The sequence below is a fragment of the Mucilaginibacter dorajii genome (assembly GCF_024808255.1).
Lineage (GTDB): Bacteria > Bacteroidota > Bacteroidia > Sphingobacteriales > Sphingobacteriaceae > Mucilaginibacter > Mucilaginibacter dorajii.
In genome coordinates, this window is sequence record NZ_JANTYS010000006.1 from 123,058 (window position 1) to 142,417 (window position 19,360).

Below are 19,360 nucleotides of genomic sequence, written 5' to 3' on the forward strand. Positions count from 1 at the left end.
ATTGTTTAACCAATTAATTGTCCTGTACTTTTTTGTCTTAACCTGATATGTTTTTATCACCATTGATTTGCCCTCATTTTTATGGGCGATTTTTTGGCGGCATGGTGCAAAAAATACCGGATGTGTTAACAGGAACATCAACTAAATCTCTCAACTCATGTCATTAAAATTAAAACTCACCTGTATTTTATTGATCGGGCTCAGCTTTGGGCTTTACTCTTTTAAAAAGCCCGTGACTGCGCAGCATGTACTGGTATTTTCCAAAACCTTGGGCTGGCACCATTCCTGTATCCCCTTTGGTGTGGCGGCTATTCAAAAGCTGGGTAAAGAAAATAATTTTGAGGCAGATACAACTACCAATGCCGAGGCCTTTACCGATGAGAATTTAAAAAAATACGATGCTGTCATATTTATGTGTACCACAGGAAATGTGCTCAACGCGGTTCAACAGGCTGCTTTTGAACGGTATATACAGGCCGGCGGCGGTTATGCGGGTTTCCACTCCGCTGCCGATACCGAGTATGATTGGCCGTGGTACGGCAAACTGGTTGGGGCTTATTTTTCAAGCCATCCTAATAACTCCAATATTCGTAAGGCTACTATTGATGTAACCGATAGAACCAATCCCATCACCGCCGGTTTGCCTGCCCGGTGGGAGCGTACCGACGAATGGTATAACTATAAATCAATTTACAGCGGCATCCATGTTTTGGCCAGTTTAGATGAAAATACTTATGACGGCGGTACCAACGGCGCAAACCATCCCATAACCTGGTTTCATGAGTTTGATGGCGGCCGCTCGTTTTATACCGGTTGCGGCCATACTGATGAAAGTTATAGCGATCCCTTATTTTTAGGACAGATGCTTGGCGGTATCAAATATGCCATGGGCAATGGCAAATCATTGGATTACAGTAAAGCCTACTCTAAGGTAGCGCCAGATCAAACCCGGTTTTTAAAAACGGTATTGGTAAGCAACATCGCATCGCCTATGGAGCTGGCTTGCGCTAAAGATGGCAGGGTGTTTTTTACGCAACTGATGGGCAACTTTTCGGTTTATAATACCAAAACAAAGCAGTTTAAGGTGATCCATAAATTCCCTATCACCTATGAAGGTGGCACGGGAGTAATAGGCTTAACACTCGATCCTAAGTTTGAAAGCAACCAGTTTGTTTACATTTATTACATGCCGGCCGGGCAAACTACCGAGCCGCTAAACTTTCAGCTATCGAGGTTTAAGTTAAGTACCGATAACGTGCTCGACCTGAAATCGGAAAAAGTATTTTTTAAAGTACCGGTACAAAAGGTAAGCGGCGCGCACCATGGTGGCTCCCTGGCCTGGGATAAAGATGGTAACTTGTACCTTTCTACAGGCGATAGTTCAAGTCCCTTCCCATCTGATGGTTATGCGCCCTTAGATGAGCGCCCAGGTCAGGAACATTACAGTCTGGATGCACAACGCAGCGCGGGCAATACCAATGATTTGAAAGGTAAAATATTAAGGATTCACCCCGAGGCTGATGGTACTTACACCATCCCCGAAGGAAACTTGTTCCCTAAAGGCACTGCCAAAACCAGGCCCGAAATTTATGTGATGGGCTGCCGTAATCCATACCGGATAGCGGTAAATCCTAAAACTTCCGTATTGTATTGGGGCGAAATAGGCCCTGATGCGGGTAACGATTCACCCCGTGGCCCGCGTGGGTACGATGAGTTTAACCAGGCCCGTAAGGCCGGTAATTTTGGCTGGCCGTATTTTGTGGGTAATAACTATCCATACTCGCACTGGGATTTTGTGAATGCTGCACCTGGGCCAATGTTTGACCCTAAAAGGCCGGTAAATAATTCGCCCAATAATACCGGCTTAAATGTATTGCCTCCGGCTATGCCCGCCATGATCTGGTATCCGTACGCGGCATCTGATGAGTTTCCTGAATTGGGTTTGGGGGGCAGATGCGCAATTGGCGGCGATTTTTACGAGTACGACGCCAATGTTAAAAATCCAAACAAATTCCCCGAATACTATGACGGAACACTGTTTGTTGCCGATTGGATGCGTAACTGGGTTATCGGGTTGAAATTCGATCAAAATGAAAATTACCTGCGCAACGAAGCCTTCATGCCTGCCAATGGCGATTTCAGGCGGCCGATTGATATGCAGTTTGGTCCCGATGGTGCTTTGTATATGCTGGAGTATGGATCTGTTTACGGTGCCCAAAATGAAGATGCCCGCCTGGTAAAAATAGAATACAATACCGGTAACCGCGCGCCTATAGCCAAAGCGTCGATAATTGATACGGCTATACAATCCTACTATCAGCATACCAAATTTTTAACTGCCGAATTGAAAGAACAACCTGCCAAAAAAGAAATAAGCGGACAGGCACCATTAGTTGTTAGCTTTAGCAGCCAAAACAGTAAGGATCTTGATGATGATGACAAGATAACATATCAGTGGTTGTTTGATGGCAAAACAATTGGCGCAACCACTGCATCAGCAAGTTATACATTTACCAAGCCCGGCGTTTATAAAACCATATTAAAGGTTACCGATAAAGGCGGCCTTATTGGCCGGGATACGGCGATGGTACACGTGGGTAACACCCGGCCGATAGTAACCATCGCCAGTGTTGATAATGAGTCGTTTATATGGAAAGGCAAGCCTTTTAAATACCGTGTGGTGGTTAAAGACCAGGAAGATAAAGTAATCACCCCTGCTAAAGTGAAGCTGTTTTATATTTATAATCCGCAGCCATCTACGGATGGTAAAGCGGTGCAAAGTTTGGCTGCTTTATCTGCAAATGAGATCAGTTACCCTGGTAAGGCATTAATGGCGGCCAGCGATTGCAAATCGTGCCATACCGTTAATAAATTAGCTGTTGGACCAAGCTTTATAGCGATAGCCAACCGTTACAAAACACAAAAAGGATCGGTTGATAAATTATCAAAAAAGATCATAGCAGGCGGTGCGGGCAGTTGGGGAACCGAGCATGTGATGAGCGCTCATCCGCAACTTTCGACCGCCGATACCAAAGAGATTGTTAAATACATTTTCTCCTTAACCGATGCCAAAAGCAAGGTCACACCGTTACCATCAAAAGGCAACTTAAACCTTAAATTCAGCGATGCCGAACCGCGTGGGCAATACACATTGTTGGCCTCTTATACAGATAAAGGCGGTAAATTGGTTGGTCCGCTTACAGGTACCGATGTAGTTACCTTACGCAATGCAGATGTTAAAGCCGTTTATGCCGATGAATTGAATGGTTTCAATCGTTTTAAGGATGATTTGTCGCTTGGTAACCATAAATCTTTTATCCTGTACCGCGATCTTGATTTAACTAATATTAAAAAACTGAGTTTTCAATACGCTTCAAAAGGTATTGATGGTGAGATAGAGGTAAGGATGGATTCGCAGGCAGGCCCCGTAATTTGCTCAACTGTTTACGGTGATACCGGTAGCTGGGATAAACTGGCCTGGCTAAGCGGCGATGTACAAAAGCCCATTACCGGCAAACATAATGTATTCATTTTTGCTATTAAACGTACCAAACCAAACGATGGTATCCTCAAATTAAGCGGTATTCGTTTTGAAGAATAATTAAACATCAATAATAACATACAAATGAAAAGATCAATCATATTAACAACCGCGTTAACCGGCTTATTGGCAGGCCAAAGTTTTGCCCAAAGCGGCAAACCGGTTTTTGTTGCGCCTGTTGGCGTACAGGCTTATACTTTTCGCAGCAGTATGCCCAAAGCAACTATCGCGGTATTGGATACCATTAAATCATTCGGCATCACCGAAATTGAGGGACAGGAACCTAAAGGTATGCCGCCCGAAGAATTCAGGAAGCTGTGTAACGAAAGAGGCATCAGCATTCCTTCTATTGGCGCGGGTTATGATGATATTGTGAAAAGCCCCGGCGATGTGATTAAACAAGCAAAAATATTGGGTGCTAAATATGTGATGGTAGCATGGATTCCGCATGGTAAGGAATTTACTTTGGATGATGCTAAAAAAGCGGTGACCGATTTTAACCGGGTAGGGCAGATCCTGGCCGAAGCCGGGCTTACTTTCTGCTACCATAACCATGGCTATGAGTTTGGTAAGTATGAGGATGGTACCCTGTTTGATTATATCGCCAAAAATACCAACCCCAAATATGTTTCTTTTGAGATTGATCTGCTTTGGTCGTTCCATGGCGGGCAGGATCCGGCGGCGCTGATCAACAAATATCCAACCCGGATAAAACTGATGCATTTAAAAGACATCCGCAAAGGAGTAGCTAATGACCTTACCGGTGGCACTGATACAAAAAATGACGTGGCCTTAGGAACCGGGCAGATCAATATTCCTGAGGTATTGAAAGCAGCCCGTAAAGCTGGGGTAAAACATTATTTTATTGAAGATGAAAGTCCGTCATATGCCACCCAGATTCCGGTGACCATCGCTTACATTAAAGGTTTAAAATACTAAGCTATGGTAGGGGATTTTAACAGGAGACAAATGCTCAAAACTACGGCTATTGCTGCCGGTACTGCTGTTTTAGGTGGCCCGGCAGCAGTGGCGGCTATTAAGGTAGATAAAAAGGATTCCGGTTTTGTTTATTCGCTTAATATGAGCACCATTCGTGGGCAAAACCTGGGTTTTATAAAGGAGTTGGAAGTAGCAGCCAAAGCGGGCTTTACATCGGTAGAGATTTGGCTGGATACTTTGCAAACCTACCTGCAAAGCGGTGGTTCGTTAACTGAGGCCAAAAAGATCATCAATGGCCTGGGATTAAAAGTTGAAAACGCCATCGGTTTTGCTCAATGGATTGTGGATGATGATGCCACCCGTCAAAAAGCGCTTACGCAACTACAGGGCGAAATGGATATGCTGGCCAAAATTGATTGCCACCGGATAGCCGCTCCGCCGGCAGGCGCTATCAAATTACCGCTGATAGGTTTAAATACTATTGCCGAACGATACAGCACTATTTTTAAAATGGGTAAACAAAGTGGTGTGATACCTCAATTGGAAATGTGGGGCGGATCGGTAAATCTGAAACAGGTGAGCCAGGTGCTTTATGTAGTCGCGGCCTGCGGTGATGCTGATGCCCGTATTTTGCTGGATGTATTCCATGTGTACAAAGGCCAGTCGCCGGTTGAAGGTTTGGCTTTTGTGGGCGATGGCGCTTTGGAGATCTTCCACGTAAATGATTACCCGGCAGGTATCAGTCCCGAAAAGATCTCGGAACCTGATCGGGTTTATCCCGGCGATGGGATAGCTCCTATAAAACAGATTTTGAAACGGGCAAAGCATCCAGATAAGCCATTGATCATCTCATGCGAGGTGTTTAATAAGGGTTACTATGCGCAGGATGCCTTGGTTGTGGCTAAAACGGCCTTGGCGAAAATGAAGGCTGTTGCGGGTTAAGGTTATTGTAATTTGGTTACCGAGATCGTCGGTTACCTAAACGCGGGCCACAAGGCGGAGCCCTGCGGCAGCGAATAACACTGAAAAATTACCATACGAACCGCAAGCCTCTGGCTTGTGGTTCGTATGGTAATAAAGTAGTAATATTTAATCGCCGGCGTATTCCCAGGCGCTTTGGTAGCCGCCAAGCTGTTCGGTATAATCAATAAAATCGGTATAAAATTTTAAGCGGGTTAGGGTAGCGCTATCGCCAATAACCACCAGCTTTTTACGGGCACGGGTCATGGCTACGTTCATACGGCGGATATCTGCTAAAAAGCCTATGTCGCCATCGGCATTGCTGCGGGCAAGACTTATGTATACCACATCCCGTTCCTGTCCCTGGAAACTATCTATCGTGTTTACGGTGATATCAGCTGCATGGGCCATTAACGTTTCATTGGCCAATAACAATTCGTTCAGCGTTCTGATCTGTTCTTTATAGGGCGATATTACCGCGATGGAGGGGAACTTGGTTGTAGGATCTATTTCGCTTATCCGTCGGTTCAAATGTTTAAATAGCAACACTGCTTCATCTGGATTGTAGGTACTGGTGCCTGCCTGCTGCTCTTCAAAGCCGCAGCCTGCGGTGTCAATAAAGCTTACCGGGATATCGCCATTAAACAGCAGTCGGTTTGCTACGGATGTATGCGCCTTTAATTTGCTGCCATAAAACTCGCGCGATGAAAAGCCCATGATAGCCTCGTTCATCCGGTATTGTTCTTCTAATAAAACTACCGCTTCGGGATGCAGGGCCACGCATTTTTCGAGCAGGGTAGTACTCAAGCCGGCACGGGCAGCTTCGTTTGATTTAATGGTAGGTGGCAGTTGAAGGTGATCGCCTGCCAGGATCACTTTTTGTGCTTTCAGTATCGGGATCCAACAGGCGGGTTCTAAAGCCTGGCCGGCTTCGTCAATTACTACGGTATCAAATAGTACCTCGCGAATGGTGTAGTGGTTTGAACCTACCAAGGTTGCGGTCACTACCTGCGCTTTGCTCACCAGGTCGTCAATAATGTGCTGCTCGGTTAGGGCAACATCCTTCATGATCTTGTGGGCCTCGTTAAATAGGGCCTTACGCTGGTCGCGTTCCGATTTGCCGAAGCTGCGCTTATACTTATGCGCCATATCCTTGTAAGCACTCGCCTGCTTTTTTAAGGTGCGGATAAGTTTATTATCCGCGTGCTCGGCCATTTTGCTATCCAGTGTAAGCGACACCAGTTTGTCTGATACCCGGTTAGGGTTGCCTATGCGCAACACATTAAGACCCTCGTCCGTTAATTTTTCGCTTAATAAGTCAACAGCGGTATTGCTGGGTGCAACCACCAGGATCTGTTTACGGGTTTGTTTGGCCAATAAACAAATGGCCTGTACCAGCGTAGTGGTTTTACCCGTTCCCGGTGGCCCATGCACTATAGCAAGGTCCTGCGCTAATACAATTTTATTTACCGCCGCCAGTTGCGAAGTGTTTAAACGTGAGATAGGTAAAGGGGTAATACTTTCAGCAAATGCAGGCGATGTTTTGCCGGTGAGGATATTGATAAGCCGACCTTCTTTCGGTTTTTCGCTTAATGCTGATGCCTGTTTAATGGCTTTCAGCATTTCGTCATAGCTGTTGTTATCAAACAGCAAGTCGATGCCTAATTTGCCGTCACGTGCCCAATCGGGTAGCTCATCGGTATATAAGGTGATCTTTAGGCGGTTGCCGCCCTGGTAGGTGATAATGCCTTCTACACGGTCCTTTTTAGGATTGTGGTTGCTGAATAATGCTGCAGGCACACCAAACCTAAGCTGATGCGATAAGTCCTGGTGTGTGGTACGCTCAACCTCCACATTGATATAATCGCCACGGCCCGGTTCGGTATTGCGGATAGCAATAGGATACCAGCTAAGGCCCTGTGCCCGCCTGTCGGCGGCGGATGTGTTTTCTGTTTGTTTAAGATATGCGCTGCGATCTTCTTCTTTTTCCTGATTAAGCAGATCAAGCAGCTTTTTGAAATAAGTCATTTGTTGGAGTAAGGATTTTTGGACAAAGGAGCAAGGATTTTTTGGAGTAAGGATTGTTGGATTAAAGAATAAGGACTGGAATTTTTTTATTTGACAATCGTGTTAATCCTTCAATCTTATAAATCCCGGTTCAGATAAATTGCGTTAGTGATGGCAGTGGATACCGGCCCGTGATTAAGGCCATGTGCGCGTATGAACGAACAGCACGGCCCAAAGGGAACGCTCCAAAAACAAACCTGCTATTCAAAAAACTCCCCCTTCAGGGGGCTGGGGGGCTCTGCTCTCTACAACTCCCTCCTTAACCTTGCTACCGGGATGTTCATTTGTTCGCGGTATTTGGCTACGGTGCGGCGGGCTATGTTATAGCCGGCATCTTTAAGGATATCGGTCAGTTTTTCATCGGCCAGCGGATGGTGTTTGTCTTCTTTGCCAATGTGTTCTTCCAATATCTTTTTAACCTCTTTGTTTGATACTTCTTCACCACTTTCGGTTTGGATAGCTTCAGAGAAGAAGGACTTTAACAGGAAGGTACCAAATTCGGTTTGTACATATTTAGAGTTGGCCACGCGCGATACGGTACTGATATCCATACCAATCCTGTCGGCTATGTCCTTCAGGATCATTGGCTTCAGGTTTTTGTCATCGCCGGTAAGGAAAAACTCGTACTGGTACTGCATAATGGCATTCATGGTTTTAAGCAGCGTTTGCTGGCGCTGTTTAATAGCATCAATAAACCATTTTGCCGAATCGAGTTTTTGTTTTACAAATTGTACCGCCTCTTTTAATTTTTTATCCTTTTGTGCCGCCTTATCATAATGCTGAAACATTTCCTGGTAAGAGCGGCTTACTTTTAACTCCGGTGCATTCTTGGAGTTTAAAGTAAGGATAAGCGCACCATCATTATTGGAAATATGAAAATCGGGGATCACCTGCATTTGCTTGGTGTTGATCTCGTTACTATCGCCCGGTTTGGGGTTAAGCTTCAGGATCTCATTAACAACACCACGCAACTCATTTGAATCCATGTTGAGTTGTTTTTCAAGCTTATCGTAATGTTTACGGGTAAACTCGTCAAGATATTGCTCAACAACAACAATGGCTTTCTTTATAATAGGATCGTTAGGGTCTTTTTTGCGTAATTGGATGAGCAGGCATTCCTGCAAACTGCGGGCGCCCACCCCGGCCGGATCAAAGCTTTGAATTACCTTCAGCATATCTTCAACCTCTTCGTCTTCGGCCATTACGTTTTGTGAAAAGGCCAGATCGTCGGTAAGTGACATAATAGGTCTACGCAAGTAACCATCATCATCTAAACTGCCTATAATCTGTTTACCAATCCTGAAATCTTTATCGCTTAGCGGTAGCAGATCGAGCTGTAGCTGCAGGCTTTCAAAAAATGAACTTTGTACGGCAATAGGGATCTCCTTGCGCTCGTCCTCATCGTCGCCGTTTTGGTCATAGCGCGATCCGTAATCATTTACGCTATCATCCTGCAGGTAATCATCAATATTAAATTCATCCATCTCGCCCTTTTCTTCGTCGCCGTTATAGGTATCCTCATCAGGGTCGCGGTCTGGGTATTCTTCAACAGGCTCATTTAAGTTAGTTAAACTCAGGTCTTCAAGTGCCGGATTTTCTTCCAGTTCCTCTTTAATGCGGGTGTCAAGAGATACGGTAGGTACCTGCAGCAGTTTTATAAACTGTATTTGCTGCGGCGAGAGCTTTTGTAAAAGTTTTTGTTGAAGATTTTGTTTAAGCATAATAAGATGTGTCAAAAATACATCAATTACTTTTAACTTTAAAATAACTTATAGTAAATGGAATAATGACTATAAAGGCCAGTTTGAAATTTTTGTTTGGATAGCCCGGAAATTTATTCGTTAATTAGATAAACTAAAAATCTATACTATGGCTGTAATAAAAGAGTTTAAGGAATTTGCCATGCGCGGCAACGTTGTTGACCTTGCCGTGGGCGTTATTATTGGTGCCGCTTTTGGTAAAATAGTTACCTCATTAGTGGCTGATATTATTATGCCGCCAATAGGCATGCTTACCGGGGGGATTGATTTTAAGGACCTCAAGTATGTGCTTAAACCGGGAGTAGGCAAAACACCGGAAACGGCTATCAACTACGGTTTATTTATTAATAATGTGATCGACTTTCTGATCGTAGCGTTCTGTATCTTCCTGATTGTTAAAGGAATAAATACCCTTAAAAAGAAAGAAGAAGCTGCTCCTGCTGCCCCGGCAGAACCAACAAAAGAAGAAGTTTTATTGACCGAGATAAGGGATTTATTGGCTAAGAAAGCATAATGTTCATAGTTGATGGTTCATAGATCATGGCCGGAAGTTAAAGGAATCTGCGATATACCGCACTACATTACCATGATCTATGAACTAAAAACTCCTCGGTAATTTCGGATCTGTTATAATAACATAATCGGCCAGTTGGGTAAATTTGCTCCAGTCGGGGTTGTCAAAGCTGTCATCGGCATAGGCGGCAACGGTGAGTACTTTAACGTTGGGCGCGTACTTTTTAAGCTGGGCGACTGCGCCCAGCTTTTCTTCGCTGTGAAAACCACCGTTTAGTTGCATGATCTTATATTCGGTGTGGTTTTTATAAAATTTGGCTATCGACCATCCCATGGTTGCATCCCAAAGGTTTTGCGACTGGTAAATTTGCATGCCAGCCATGGCGCTATGTCCTCCCATAATCTTTACAAATTTATCGTAATAAGCGCCTGTAGCCGTATCAATGGGTAGGGGAGCAAGGTATGCTTTAGCTTCGGCATCTAAAGCCTGTAAGCTGCCCAAACCGCCACGGGTAACCATGTTGGTATAGCGCGATGGTGCATTAGCCGCAATGACAGGTGTTTGATTTTGTCTGGCTAACTCAACCAGCGGACGGTAATCTTTATAGTTGGGCCAGGTACGGGCATCGCTGATCAGGTTTTTTTCGCGGATGAGGCTGGCAAGGTATTCGTTGAGCACCAATTGACAATCGGTGGTGAACATTTCCATAGAAAGCGCCGTTTTATGCGGATATTTTTGATCGAGTTGTTTAAAAATTTCCAACTCCAGTAAATGCCCGGTGGAGTCGTTATGCTCTTCGCCAAAGAATAACACGTCGGCTTTGGCCATATTATTCACAATATCTGTAACAGCAGCAACTTTTTTAGTGCTGGTGTTATATATTTTATAATGAGGGGCTTCGGTGTTTTGGGCCAACGTTATAAAAGGTAAACAAGTGAAAAGCAATAGGATAGATAATTTCATTTTATGGTTTTAAAACGCTTAATTTACACCAACAAAAATAGAATGACAAATAAGAAAAATAGTGTTTGAAAAGTTTCAAAATATTACTACATTTGCGCTCTTGTTTTTAAAACGACGAATAGAATAAAATAGCCATGAAAAGAACGTTTCAGCCTTCTCAAAGAAAAAGAAGAAATAAACACGGATTCCGTGAACGCATGTCAACTGCTAACGGTAGGAGAATATTAGCAGCCAGAAGAGCAAAAGGCAGAAAAAGATTATCAGTTTCTGACGAGGGTCGTCACAAAGCATAAACCGGTTGCTATGGTATGCCTTTAGGGGTATACTGATGGATACCGTATCTGCTAATATCCCGGTTCCAATTAGACAACTATGTATACTTTTAAAAAAGAAGAACGGTTATGTAATAAAAGGCTTATTGATAAGCTTTTTCATAGCGGCTCTTCTTTTTTGTGTTACCCCTTTAAAGCCTCGTGGTTGTATCATACAGAACCACAGCAATACCCTGCCCAAATATTATTTTCGGTTTCCAAGAAGCGTTATAAACATGCTGTTGACCGTAATTTAATAAAACGCTGTATGCGTGAAAGCTACAGGTTACACAAACAACAACATTTATACAGTTTGCTGCAAAATGCCGATAAAACTATTGTATTATCGGTAGGTTACATTGGTAAGGAGATTGCGCGGTACAGCCTGATAGAAAAGAAAATGCTGAAGATGCTTTCGCAACTTGGGGAGCAATTAACAGCAGGTAGTAATGTAAAGATATGAATGCGCTGATAAACCTGTTTAAAACAGTTATTGGCGGCGTGTTTATCTTGCTGATCAGGATATACCAGTACTTTATATCACCGATGACGGGTGCTTCATGCAGGTATACGCCAACATGTTCGCAATACGGGGTAGAGGCTATAAAAAAGCATGGTGCCTTTAAAGGTGGATGGCTTACAATAAAGCGCATAGCCAGCTGTAACCCCTGGGGGGGCCATGGGCACGATCCTGTACCTTGATATTAGTTTTAAGTTTTGAGTGATGGGTTTTGAGTTTTGCTTGCTGCCTGCTACTTAAAAGGTTTGATTTTTTGTATTGTAAGTGATGAATGTGCTTTTGAATTTTCAAACTCACAACTCACAACTCACAACTCACAACTCACAAATGAGCCTCATTTTACAAATAGAAACCGCGACTACATCCTGCTCGGTAGCTTTGGCTGCCGATGGAAAGGTTTTGGCCTTTAAACAGGTAAATGAGCGCAATAAACACGCCGAGGTGATCACCCTGTTCACCGAAGAGTTGATAACAGGTAACGGTTATACTTACCAGGATCTGGATGCTATAGCTGTAAGCTGTGGCCCTGGTTCATATACAGGTTTACGGATAGGCGTATCTACCGCTAAAGGGCTTTGTTTTGCCTTGGATAAGCCGCTTATCGCCATTGAAACCCTGGAAGCAATGGCCTATGGTGTCATTAACAATAATGCTATTAAAATAGAAGAAGGCACGCTTTTGTGCCCCATGATTGACGCCCGCCGCATGGAGGTTTACTGCGCCGTTTTTAATAGCAACGGAGAAAAACTAAGAGCAACATCTGCTGATATCATTGATGAAAATGGCTTTGCCAATTTATTAAAAGATCATAAAATACTGTTTTTTGGCGATGGCGCCGACAAATGTGAAGCTGTTTTAGGATCAAACGCCAACGCGTCATTTTTACTTAATTTCGAAAATTCAGCCACCTATCTTACCCAAAAAGCCATAGAAAAATTTTCCGAAAAAGATTTTGAAGATGTGGCTTACTTTGAGCCATATTATTTAAAGGACTTTATAGCAGGAGTTTCTAAAAAGAGCTAAGAGTCAAGAATCAAGAGTTAAGACTTTTTTGCCTGGTTGTATTTGGCATCCCGAAAGGCCTCGTATCTGGAATTTTATAGGTAGGTGGGAGGGTAATTCGACCGTAAGAGTCCAGTAAATAAATCCGAAATCGAAATTCCCAAATCCGAAATCAAAAGGTCTTAATTCCTGACTCTAATCTCCTGACTCTTTTACCCCGCTATTTGTCTGTTTTAAACAAGCGGTTCCATAAGCGACCGAAAAAGCCTTTTTCGCCCATTGGAATAAAGCTCGCGTTCATAGGGTGTTCTACTGGTCCTCCAAATTTTAAGGAAAATCCCATATATAAGTCCATGCCGGTGTATGTGCCAACATGATCAATTTGTGTTTGATTACCCAGGGCCGCAAACGCTAAGCGCCCGGTGTTGATCAGTCTGTCGGTACCCATAAAAAACTCAATATTGGGTGTTTTATACATGAACTGTAAACCGGCATTAAACAGTTTTAAGTCGTCGTAAGTGAAGGTAACTGTTCCGGTATAGTTTTTATATTGTATATGGTTAACCAGACCAGCGGTAAAGCCCGTATACCATATCTCTTTTGATCCAATAAGTGTTGGAATATATTTAATATCGTTATCGTAATCCAGCCAGTATGTTTTAGATGCGCTCAATTCGGCCCTGGCGTTGGTTTTAGTGGTAAACGATCTGGGGGCTCCGCCTCCAGATCGAAATACTTGTATGGCACTATTATATATGCTGTCTTCGCGATGTGTACCAGAAATATCCTTAATAGTCGCTACCCCGTCAAAGTTGCCGACCAACGAGCGGCTGCTCCAATGAATAAAACCCAGATCTTTAATATTAGCTTGCAGGGTTATTTTGTCGTTAGTTAAATAAGATGTACCTAAGTTTATCGAAGCACCGGGGTTACGAAAAGTTGGTAAGTAGTCATGACTTGTAAAGTGGCCGGGTACATAGCTTGAATAATATTTACCACGCATGGCAAGTGTAGCCTCGTCATTCACATTATCAAAAGCTATGTGTGATTCGTCGATGTTGAATTTAGAATATTTTATACCCAACAAAGCACTTAATTTAAAACCGATGGCAAACTGCTTATTAATGCGCTCGCGGTAAGAGAAGCCTATCTGGTTATAAAGTTGCATCTGAAAACTGTTGTTGAAAATATTATCATAAGCACCGTTAGGGAAGTTTTTGGGCGCGTTTCCGTCAAATAGCAACAAAGTTTCGTCTGTTACCAACCCTCGCGATTCGCCCCTGATCTGGTAGGATAAACCCATTTCCACATCGCCATTAAGGCTGGTAAATGCCTTCAACATTAACAAATAGGTATTAACATTGGCATTAAGATGATTAAGCTTATTGAAACCCGTTTTTAACGCGTCAGACTGATATGAAGGACTTTTAGCAAATAACCTGTTTTTTAAACTGCCCTGTATATCGCCGGTAATATAAGCGTTAGCGTTAAAATTGGGTATCAAAAAGTTAAAAGAGTACTCTCTGCTTGAATCGGGGATAAACGACCGCACTGAGGTATTTTCAAAAGATTCGTATGTTGTACCGGTATTATATTGAGAGAATTGCTGCGCAGAAACTGAGAAAGAAATGAGTAGAAAGCAAATAACAATGTAAATCTTATTCATAAATATAAACCTCACCGGCACTTAGTTATTCCGTTTGGAGTTTTTAAATAAAAAATCAAAAACGATCATCCTTATAAAAAGTATAAGGTTAATTGTTGTTTTAAACGTATTTTGAGGTTTAGGGTTGTGTATTGGGGGCAAATAATTTACTTTTTTGCCGTTAGGGTATCAACGTTATTTAAACGCATGCAAAAATTGGTATAAAAATTTTTATCAGACGCGGTAAATTGGTAGGCCGCTCCGTAAAAGTTTCGCCAACCGGGCTGGTTGTTTTCAAAAGCATCGTAAAATGAATCTTTAAGGTCGCGTTTTAATATTTGCTGCGAATTTTTAAAGTTGATGAAGTAGGCCACGTTGCTGCGTTCGGCCAACAGCCCATCAAACTGGTTGTATTGATCCGTTTTGCTGATGAATTTGCGGTTGATATAGGTATCTGTGTAGCTTTTAAGTTCAGATGTGGTAGCTGCCAGTACCAGGTAGTTATCAATGATCATAAAATAAGGCTTTCTGAAAATGCTAAAAGCATCGCCCAATAAAAGGAACGGCAGTTTTTCGTAGTTAAATTGCCCAATGTTGTCAGCAGTCATCGTGCTGATATTGGTCATTAACGGTAGTAACTTTGAGCCATCCTTAACAGAAACAATAGCAAATTTTTCCTGGTAGCGGGTGGTTACAACGGCAAACTCGTTGCTTAACAAATGCTCAAACTCCGTTTTCAAAAACATGCCCGTTTCCTGCCTTATTTTGGCGAATAGCGCGTCTTTTTCTTTATTGATGCCGGCTTTAATATGCCATTGAGCCAGATCGGTAAAGAATTTCTGCGGATCAGATACCGCGAAATTAATACTGTAAGCTGTTGTGGCCGGGAAAATATCTTTCAGGTGATTAACTACCGGCTGTTGATTTGCAAACAGGTTTAAATAGCTGTACGTATGACTGTTTAAGGTGGTAAGTCCGTTAAACATCAGCGCATCATTCTTGAAATTCAAACTAAGTGCCGCAACGGCAGGCAGCAGCCTGAAGCTTTTAAAAATATCGGTGTTTTTATTTTTGAACAATTGCTCAAACATGGGCGATAGCTGCCCGTAGTTGATGTACAAATTAGCCAGGGAGTTGGAGTTTTGCTGATCGGGCAGGGGGACAAATACATTTTTGCCTCTATCGCTTTTGTAAAGTATAGTTTGATCTATCAATGCTTTTGAAAAACTGCCTTCAAAAATATTGTCCTCTTTTTTAATGATGTAAAAGTGTTTGTTTATGGCTTTTACTAAAATATCGTATACCGTGCCAACCGCGTTGTGAACAGTAGCCACGCTAAGAGCCCCTTGTGATTGTGTCGCTATTTTGGCAAATGCATCCGGCTCAAAACCTTTGCTTGCTGTGGTAGTCACCAATAAACTTAAATTATCAGCATCGGTAGGATGAACGGAGATAAACACATTTTGGCCAGAGAAAAACAAATCAGACAGGGAAGAGGATAGCAGCAGCTTGCGTAAGGTATCCAGGTCGTTCAGCTTTTCCTGGCCGGCAACCGCTTTTAACAGCGTATTTCCTTTGAAAATATCATAAAACCCTTTCTCGTTATTGTACTCAAATACAGCCACGGCATTATCGGGGATGCTATGCATCACCTGGTTATTACGTACGCCGGGCGGGCTCAAATTTTTAAAATACAAAACCGTTATGGATACGGTAGCAGCCAGTAAAATTAAGGTAATAACTATCAGTCGTTTCATAGCGGGTTGCTTTACAAAGATAGAATTTTACCCTGCGGCATTAAAGTAATACTTTCATTTGGTTAACTTAGCTTTTTATATCTGCATGAACAAACAAATAATCATCACGGCTTCGGTTTTAGGCATGCTTGCGGTTATTACCGGTGCGTTTGGCGCACACGGCCTGAAAGCGGTATTACCCGCTACCCAGCTTGACGTATGGCACACCGCAGTGCAATACAACTTTTATCATGTATTTGCTTTGCTTTTTCTTTCAACAATTAAGAATGCAAAAAGTAAACTGATCAGCGCTGCGTACTATCTTTTTACCTTCGGCATCCTGTTTTTCTCTGGCTCGTTATACCTGTTAAGCTGCCGGAGCATTATAGGCTGGGATTGGCTTATTTATATGGGGCCGATAACACCGTTGGGTGGCCTCTTGTTTATTTTAGGCTGGCTGATGCTGGCTATATGGGCTTTTAGGGATAAAGGATTTTTGGATTAGGGGACTTTGGGACTATTAGACTGTTGGACAAAAGATAAAGGACTTTTTGGATGAAGGACTTTTGGATAAAGGATAAAAGACTTTACCCTTTGGGTATGTCATTAATACGATAATCATAAAATGAAAATAGAAGCTGCGTTAATTTTTGTCTTGCCTCTTGATTCTTAACTCTTGATTCTACACCACCATGTTTGAGTTTACCGAAAATGAGTTTGCCGATCGTAAAACACTTTTTGTTGAGGTGATTTTACCTTTGGCTATCTCAAAAAATTATACTTACCGTGTTCCTTTTGAAATGAATGATGCCGTGGCTATTGGCAAAAGGGTGGTGGTGCAATTTGGTAAAAGCAAACTCTATACAGCCATTATAAGGGAAATTAGTCAGCTGGCCCCCGAAAAATACGAGGCCAAATATATCATCGAGGTTTTAGATGATCGGCCGGTGGTTGTCCCGCATCAATTGCACTTTTGGCAATGGATAGCCGATTATTACATGTGTACCATCGGCGAGGTGATGAATGCATCGTTACCTGCCGCCCTTAAACTGGCCAGCGAAACGCGTATTGTTTTAAATACCGATTACGAGATAAATAAAGCAAGCCTGCATGATAAAGAATTTTTAATTGTAGAGGCGCTTGAAATTCAGCCGGAACTCACCATAAGTGATATTGCCAAACTGCTTGGGCAAAAAACGGTGATGCCAATTTTAAAGCTGATGTTTGAGAAGAACATCATCCACATCAGCGAAGAAGTAAGCGAACGGTATAAGCCCCGCAAACGTACTTTTATTACGCTTAACCCGGTTTATAATAATCCTGAAAACTTACGGGAGCTATTTCCCATCCTGGAAAAACGTGCCCCTAAACAAGCCGACGCGCTTTTGGCTTATATCAAACTTTCAAGGACTCAAACCAAGATCTCCAAAAATGAACTGATAGAAGAAAGCGGAGCGGGGGAATCGAGTATTAAATCGCTCATAGAAAAAGAGATTTTATTTGCCGAAGAAAAGAATGTTAGTCGCCTGCAGTTTGAGGAAGATGTAAATGCAATTACCAATTTTGAGTTAAGCGAACAGCAAACCGAGGTGTTGCAAAGCATCCGCAGCCAGTTTAAAGAGAAAGATGTAACGTTATTGCATGGTGTAACGTCATCAGGCAAAACGCAGTTGTACATCAGGCTGATAGAAGAAATGATGCGCAACGATAGGCAAGTGCTTTATTTGCTGCCCGAGATTGCGCTTACTACTCATATTATTGAACGCCTGCGCATTTATTTTGGTGCTGATATCGGCATTTATCATTCCCGCTTTAATGATAACGAAAGGGTGGAGGTTTGGCAAAAGGTACTTAATAACGACTATAAAGTAATTCTGGGCGCGCGCTCATCGGTGTTTCTTCCTTTTAATGATTTAGGGTTGATCATTGTTGATGAGGAACACGAAACTTCCTATAAACAATATGATCCCGCTCCACGCTACAATGCGCGTGATGCCGCTATCTTTTTAGCCAATATGCACCAGGGAAAGGTTTTGCTGGGTTCTGCCACACCATCTTTTGAGAGTTATTATAATGCCCAAATGCATAAATATGGCTTTGCCGAGTTAACCGAACGTTTTGGCGGTGTGCAACTGCCCGAGGTGGAGGTGATTAGCATCGCCACGGAAATTAAGCAGAAAACTATCCAATCGCATTTTACCAGTGTGCTGATGACCGGGATAGCCGAGGCGCTGGCCAATAAAGAGCAGGTGATCCTGTTTCAAAACCGGCGCGGTTACGCGCCAATTTTGATGTGTAAAATTTGCGCTTATACGCCCAAATGTATCAATTGCGATGTAAGCCTTACTTACCATAAAAGCAGCGGCAAACTACATTGCCATTATTGTGGTTATAAAGAGGATTCGCCATCTATTTGTCCGGCTTGTGGTTCAACTCATTTAGAATATAAAGGTTTTGGTACCGAGAAGATTGAGGATGAACTAAGCCTGCTGTTACCCGGAGCCCGCATAGCCCGGATGGATCTGGATACTACCCGATCCCGTAATTCGCTGCAAACCATATTGAATAACCTGGAGGAAAAGAAAATAGATATACTGGTTGGTACGCAAATGGTAGCCAAGGGTCTTGATTTTAGCGATGTTACCCTCATAGGTATCATCAATGCCGACAGCCTGCTTAAATTCCCGGATTACCGTGCCAATGAGCGCAGTTTTCAAATGTTGGCCCAGGTAAGCGGCAGGGCTGGGCGCAGGGGGAAACAGGGCAAGGTGGTGATCCAAACTTATGACCCGTTTCACCGGGTGATAAAGCAGGTAATTGCAAATGATTATAATGATCTGTACAGCACAGAAATGGCAGAGCGTAAAAACTTTAAATATCCGCCGTTCTATCGCATTATTAACCTGGATATTAAACACCAAAACCCTGAGGTGTTATATAATCAAGCGGTTTATCTCGGTAACGAGCTCCGTAAACATTTCGGTGATAGGGTTATCGGTCCCGAAACACCACTCATCAGCAGGATCAGGAATTATTATATCAAATCTATCATGCTTAAGTTTGAAAAGGATGGCATTTCTATCGTAAAAGCTAAAGCGATATTGAAAGATGTAATTGTGCAGTTTCAGACTACCAAGCTGAGTAAGGGGAGTATTGTGGTGCCCGATGTAGATCCTTATTAAACACGATTTAAGGATTTTGCAGGATTTACAGGATTGTCTTGTCTAAGAAAAATCACCTCAATAAAATATAAGTACCGCAATAAACACGCAATCAAAAAATCCTGTAAATTTTGCTAAATCCCTAAATCCTGTTAATAAAATACCAACCTAACCCTTAACCAATTACCTAAACCTATCAAATCCGGCTGTTCAAATCCCCTAAATCCTGCTAACTTTACGT

The 19,360-nt window shown here is 42.8% G+C and carries 15 protein-coding genes; 10 read left to right on the forward strand and 5 right to left on the reverse strand.

Annotated features, from left to right (window positions below; genetic code table 11):
- Positions 1 to 157: 157 nt before the first annotated feature.
- From FHS10_RS10125 to FHS10_RS10135, 3 genes are read left to right on the forward strand one after another with little or no spacing between them, the layout of a single operon-like run.
- A complete protein-coding gene (locus FHS10_RS10125) occupies positions 158 to 3,601 on the forward strand; it encodes a ThuA domain-containing protein (RefSeq protein WP_259089998.1) in 3,444 nt (1,147 codons plus the stop codon).
- A 24-nt stretch (positions 3,602 to 3,625) separates the two neighbouring features.
- Positions 3,626 to 4,480 carry a sugar phosphate isomerase/epimerase family protein gene (locus FHS10_RS10130; protein WP_259089999.1) on the forward strand — a complete coding sequence of 285 codons (855 nt, stop codon included), beginning with the start codon at positions 3,626 to 3,628 and terminating at the stop codon, positions 4,478 to 4,480.
- Between the two features lie 30 nt (positions 4,481 to 4,510).
- A complete protein-coding gene (locus FHS10_RS10135; protein ID WP_344757799.1) occupies positions 4,511 to 5,422 on the forward strand; it encodes a sugar phosphate isomerase/epimerase family protein in 912 nt (303 codons plus the stop codon).
- A gap of 147 nt (positions 5,423 to 5,569) precedes the next feature.
- Here FHS10_RS10135 and FHS10_RS10140 read toward each other — a convergent pair whose 3' ends face one another.
- Both FHS10_RS10140 and rpoN read right to left on the reverse strand, forming a co-directional pair.
- Positions 5,570 to 7,468, reverse strand: a complete 1,899-nt coding sequence (locus FHS10_RS10140) for an AAA domain-containing protein (protein WP_259090002.1) — start codon at positions 7,466 to 7,468, stop codon at positions 5,570 to 5,572.
- A 284-nt stretch (positions 7,469 to 7,752) separates the two neighbouring features.
- On the reverse strand, positions 7,753 to 9,228 hold the full coding sequence (gene rpoN, locus FHS10_RS10145; RefSeq protein ID WP_259090003.1) for an RNA polymerase factor sigma-54: 1,476 nt from the start codon (positions 9,226 to 9,228) through the stop codon (positions 7,753 to 7,755).
- Between the two features lie 148 nt (positions 9,229 to 9,376).
- Between rpoN and mscL the strand changes: the two genes are divergently transcribed.
- A complete protein-coding gene (mscL, locus tag FHS10_RS10150; RefSeq protein WP_259090004.1) occupies positions 9,377 to 9,781 on the forward strand; it encodes a large-conductance mechanosensitive channel protein MscL in 405 nt (134 codons plus the stop codon).
- A gap of 84 nt (positions 9,782 to 9,865) precedes the next feature.
- On the opposite strand, the gene FHS10_RS10155 is transcribed toward mscL, so the two are convergent.
- Positions 9,866 to 10,744 (reverse strand): ChaN family lipoprotein, encoded by an 879-nt coding sequence (locus tag FHS10_RS10155; protein WP_259090005.1) that lies wholly within the window; start codon positions 10,742 to 10,744, stop codon positions 9,866 to 9,868.
- 134 nt (positions 10,745 to 10,878) lie between these two features.
- Here FHS10_RS10155 and rpmH point away from each other — a divergent pair, with 134 nt between their 5' ends.
- From rpmH to tsaB, 4 genes are all read left to right on the forward strand, one after another.
- The gene (rpmH, locus tag FHS10_RS10160) at positions 10,879 to 11,037 is read left to right on the forward strand and encodes a 50S ribosomal protein L34 (RefSeq protein WP_076375290.1); all 159 of its coding nucleotides are present in this window, start codon (positions 10,879 to 10,881) and stop codon (positions 11,035 to 11,037) included.
- A 79-nt stretch (positions 11,038 to 11,116) separates the two neighbouring features.
- A complete protein-coding gene (rnpA, locus tag FHS10_RS10165) occupies positions 11,117 to 11,518 on the forward strand; it encodes a ribonuclease P protein component (RefSeq protein ID WP_259090010.1) in 402 nt (133 codons plus the stop codon).
- Positions 11,515 to 11,757, forward strand: coding sequence for a membrane protein insertion efficiency factor YidD (gene yidD / locus FHS10_RS10170; RefSeq protein WP_259090011.1), 243 nt, complete (start codon positions 11,515 to 11,517; stop codon positions 11,755 to 11,757). Before rnpA ends, yidD begins: the two co-directional genes overlap by 4 nt.
- A gap of 145 nt (positions 11,758 to 11,902) precedes the next feature.
- Positions 11,903 to 12,598, forward strand: a complete 696-nt coding sequence (tsaB, locus tag FHS10_RS10175) for a tRNA (adenosine(37)-N6)-threonylcarbamoyltransferase complex dimerization subunit type 1 TsaB (protein ID WP_259090012.1) — start codon at positions 11,903 to 11,905, stop codon at positions 12,596 to 12,598.
- A gap of 199 nt (positions 12,599 to 12,797) precedes the next feature.
- Here the strand turns inward: tsaB and FHS10_RS10180 are convergent, their stop codons facing one another.
- Together FHS10_RS10180 and FHS10_RS10185 are read right to left on the reverse strand one after the other, a co-directional pair.
- A complete protein-coding gene (locus FHS10_RS10180; protein ID WP_259090013.1) occupies positions 12,798 to 14,243 on the reverse strand; it encodes a DUF5723 family protein in 1,446 nt (481 codons plus the stop codon).
- Positions 14,244 to 14,389: 146 nt separating this feature from the next.
- Positions 14,390 to 15,979: a hypothetical protein gene (locus FHS10_RS10185; RefSeq protein ID WP_259090014.1), complete on the reverse strand. Its 1,590-nt coding sequence runs from the start codon at positions 15,977 to 15,979 to the stop codon at positions 14,390 to 14,392.
- A gap of 85 nt (positions 15,980 to 16,064) precedes the next feature.
- On the opposite strand from FHS10_RS10185, the gene FHS10_RS10190 reads away from it, so the two are divergent.
- Complete coding sequence (locus FHS10_RS10190; RefSeq protein ID WP_259090015.1) at positions 16,065 to 16,463, forward strand: DUF423 domain-containing protein; 399 nt, start codon at positions 16,065 to 16,067, stop codon at positions 16,461 to 16,463.
- Positions 16,464 to 16,650: 187 nt separating this feature from the next.
- Entirely contained in the window at positions 16,651 to 19,140 is a 2,490-nt protein-coding gene (gene priA, locus FHS10_RS10195) for a replication restart helicase PriA (RefSeq protein ID WP_259090016.1), read from the forward strand.
- Positions 19,141 to 19,360: the final 220 nt, after the last annotated feature.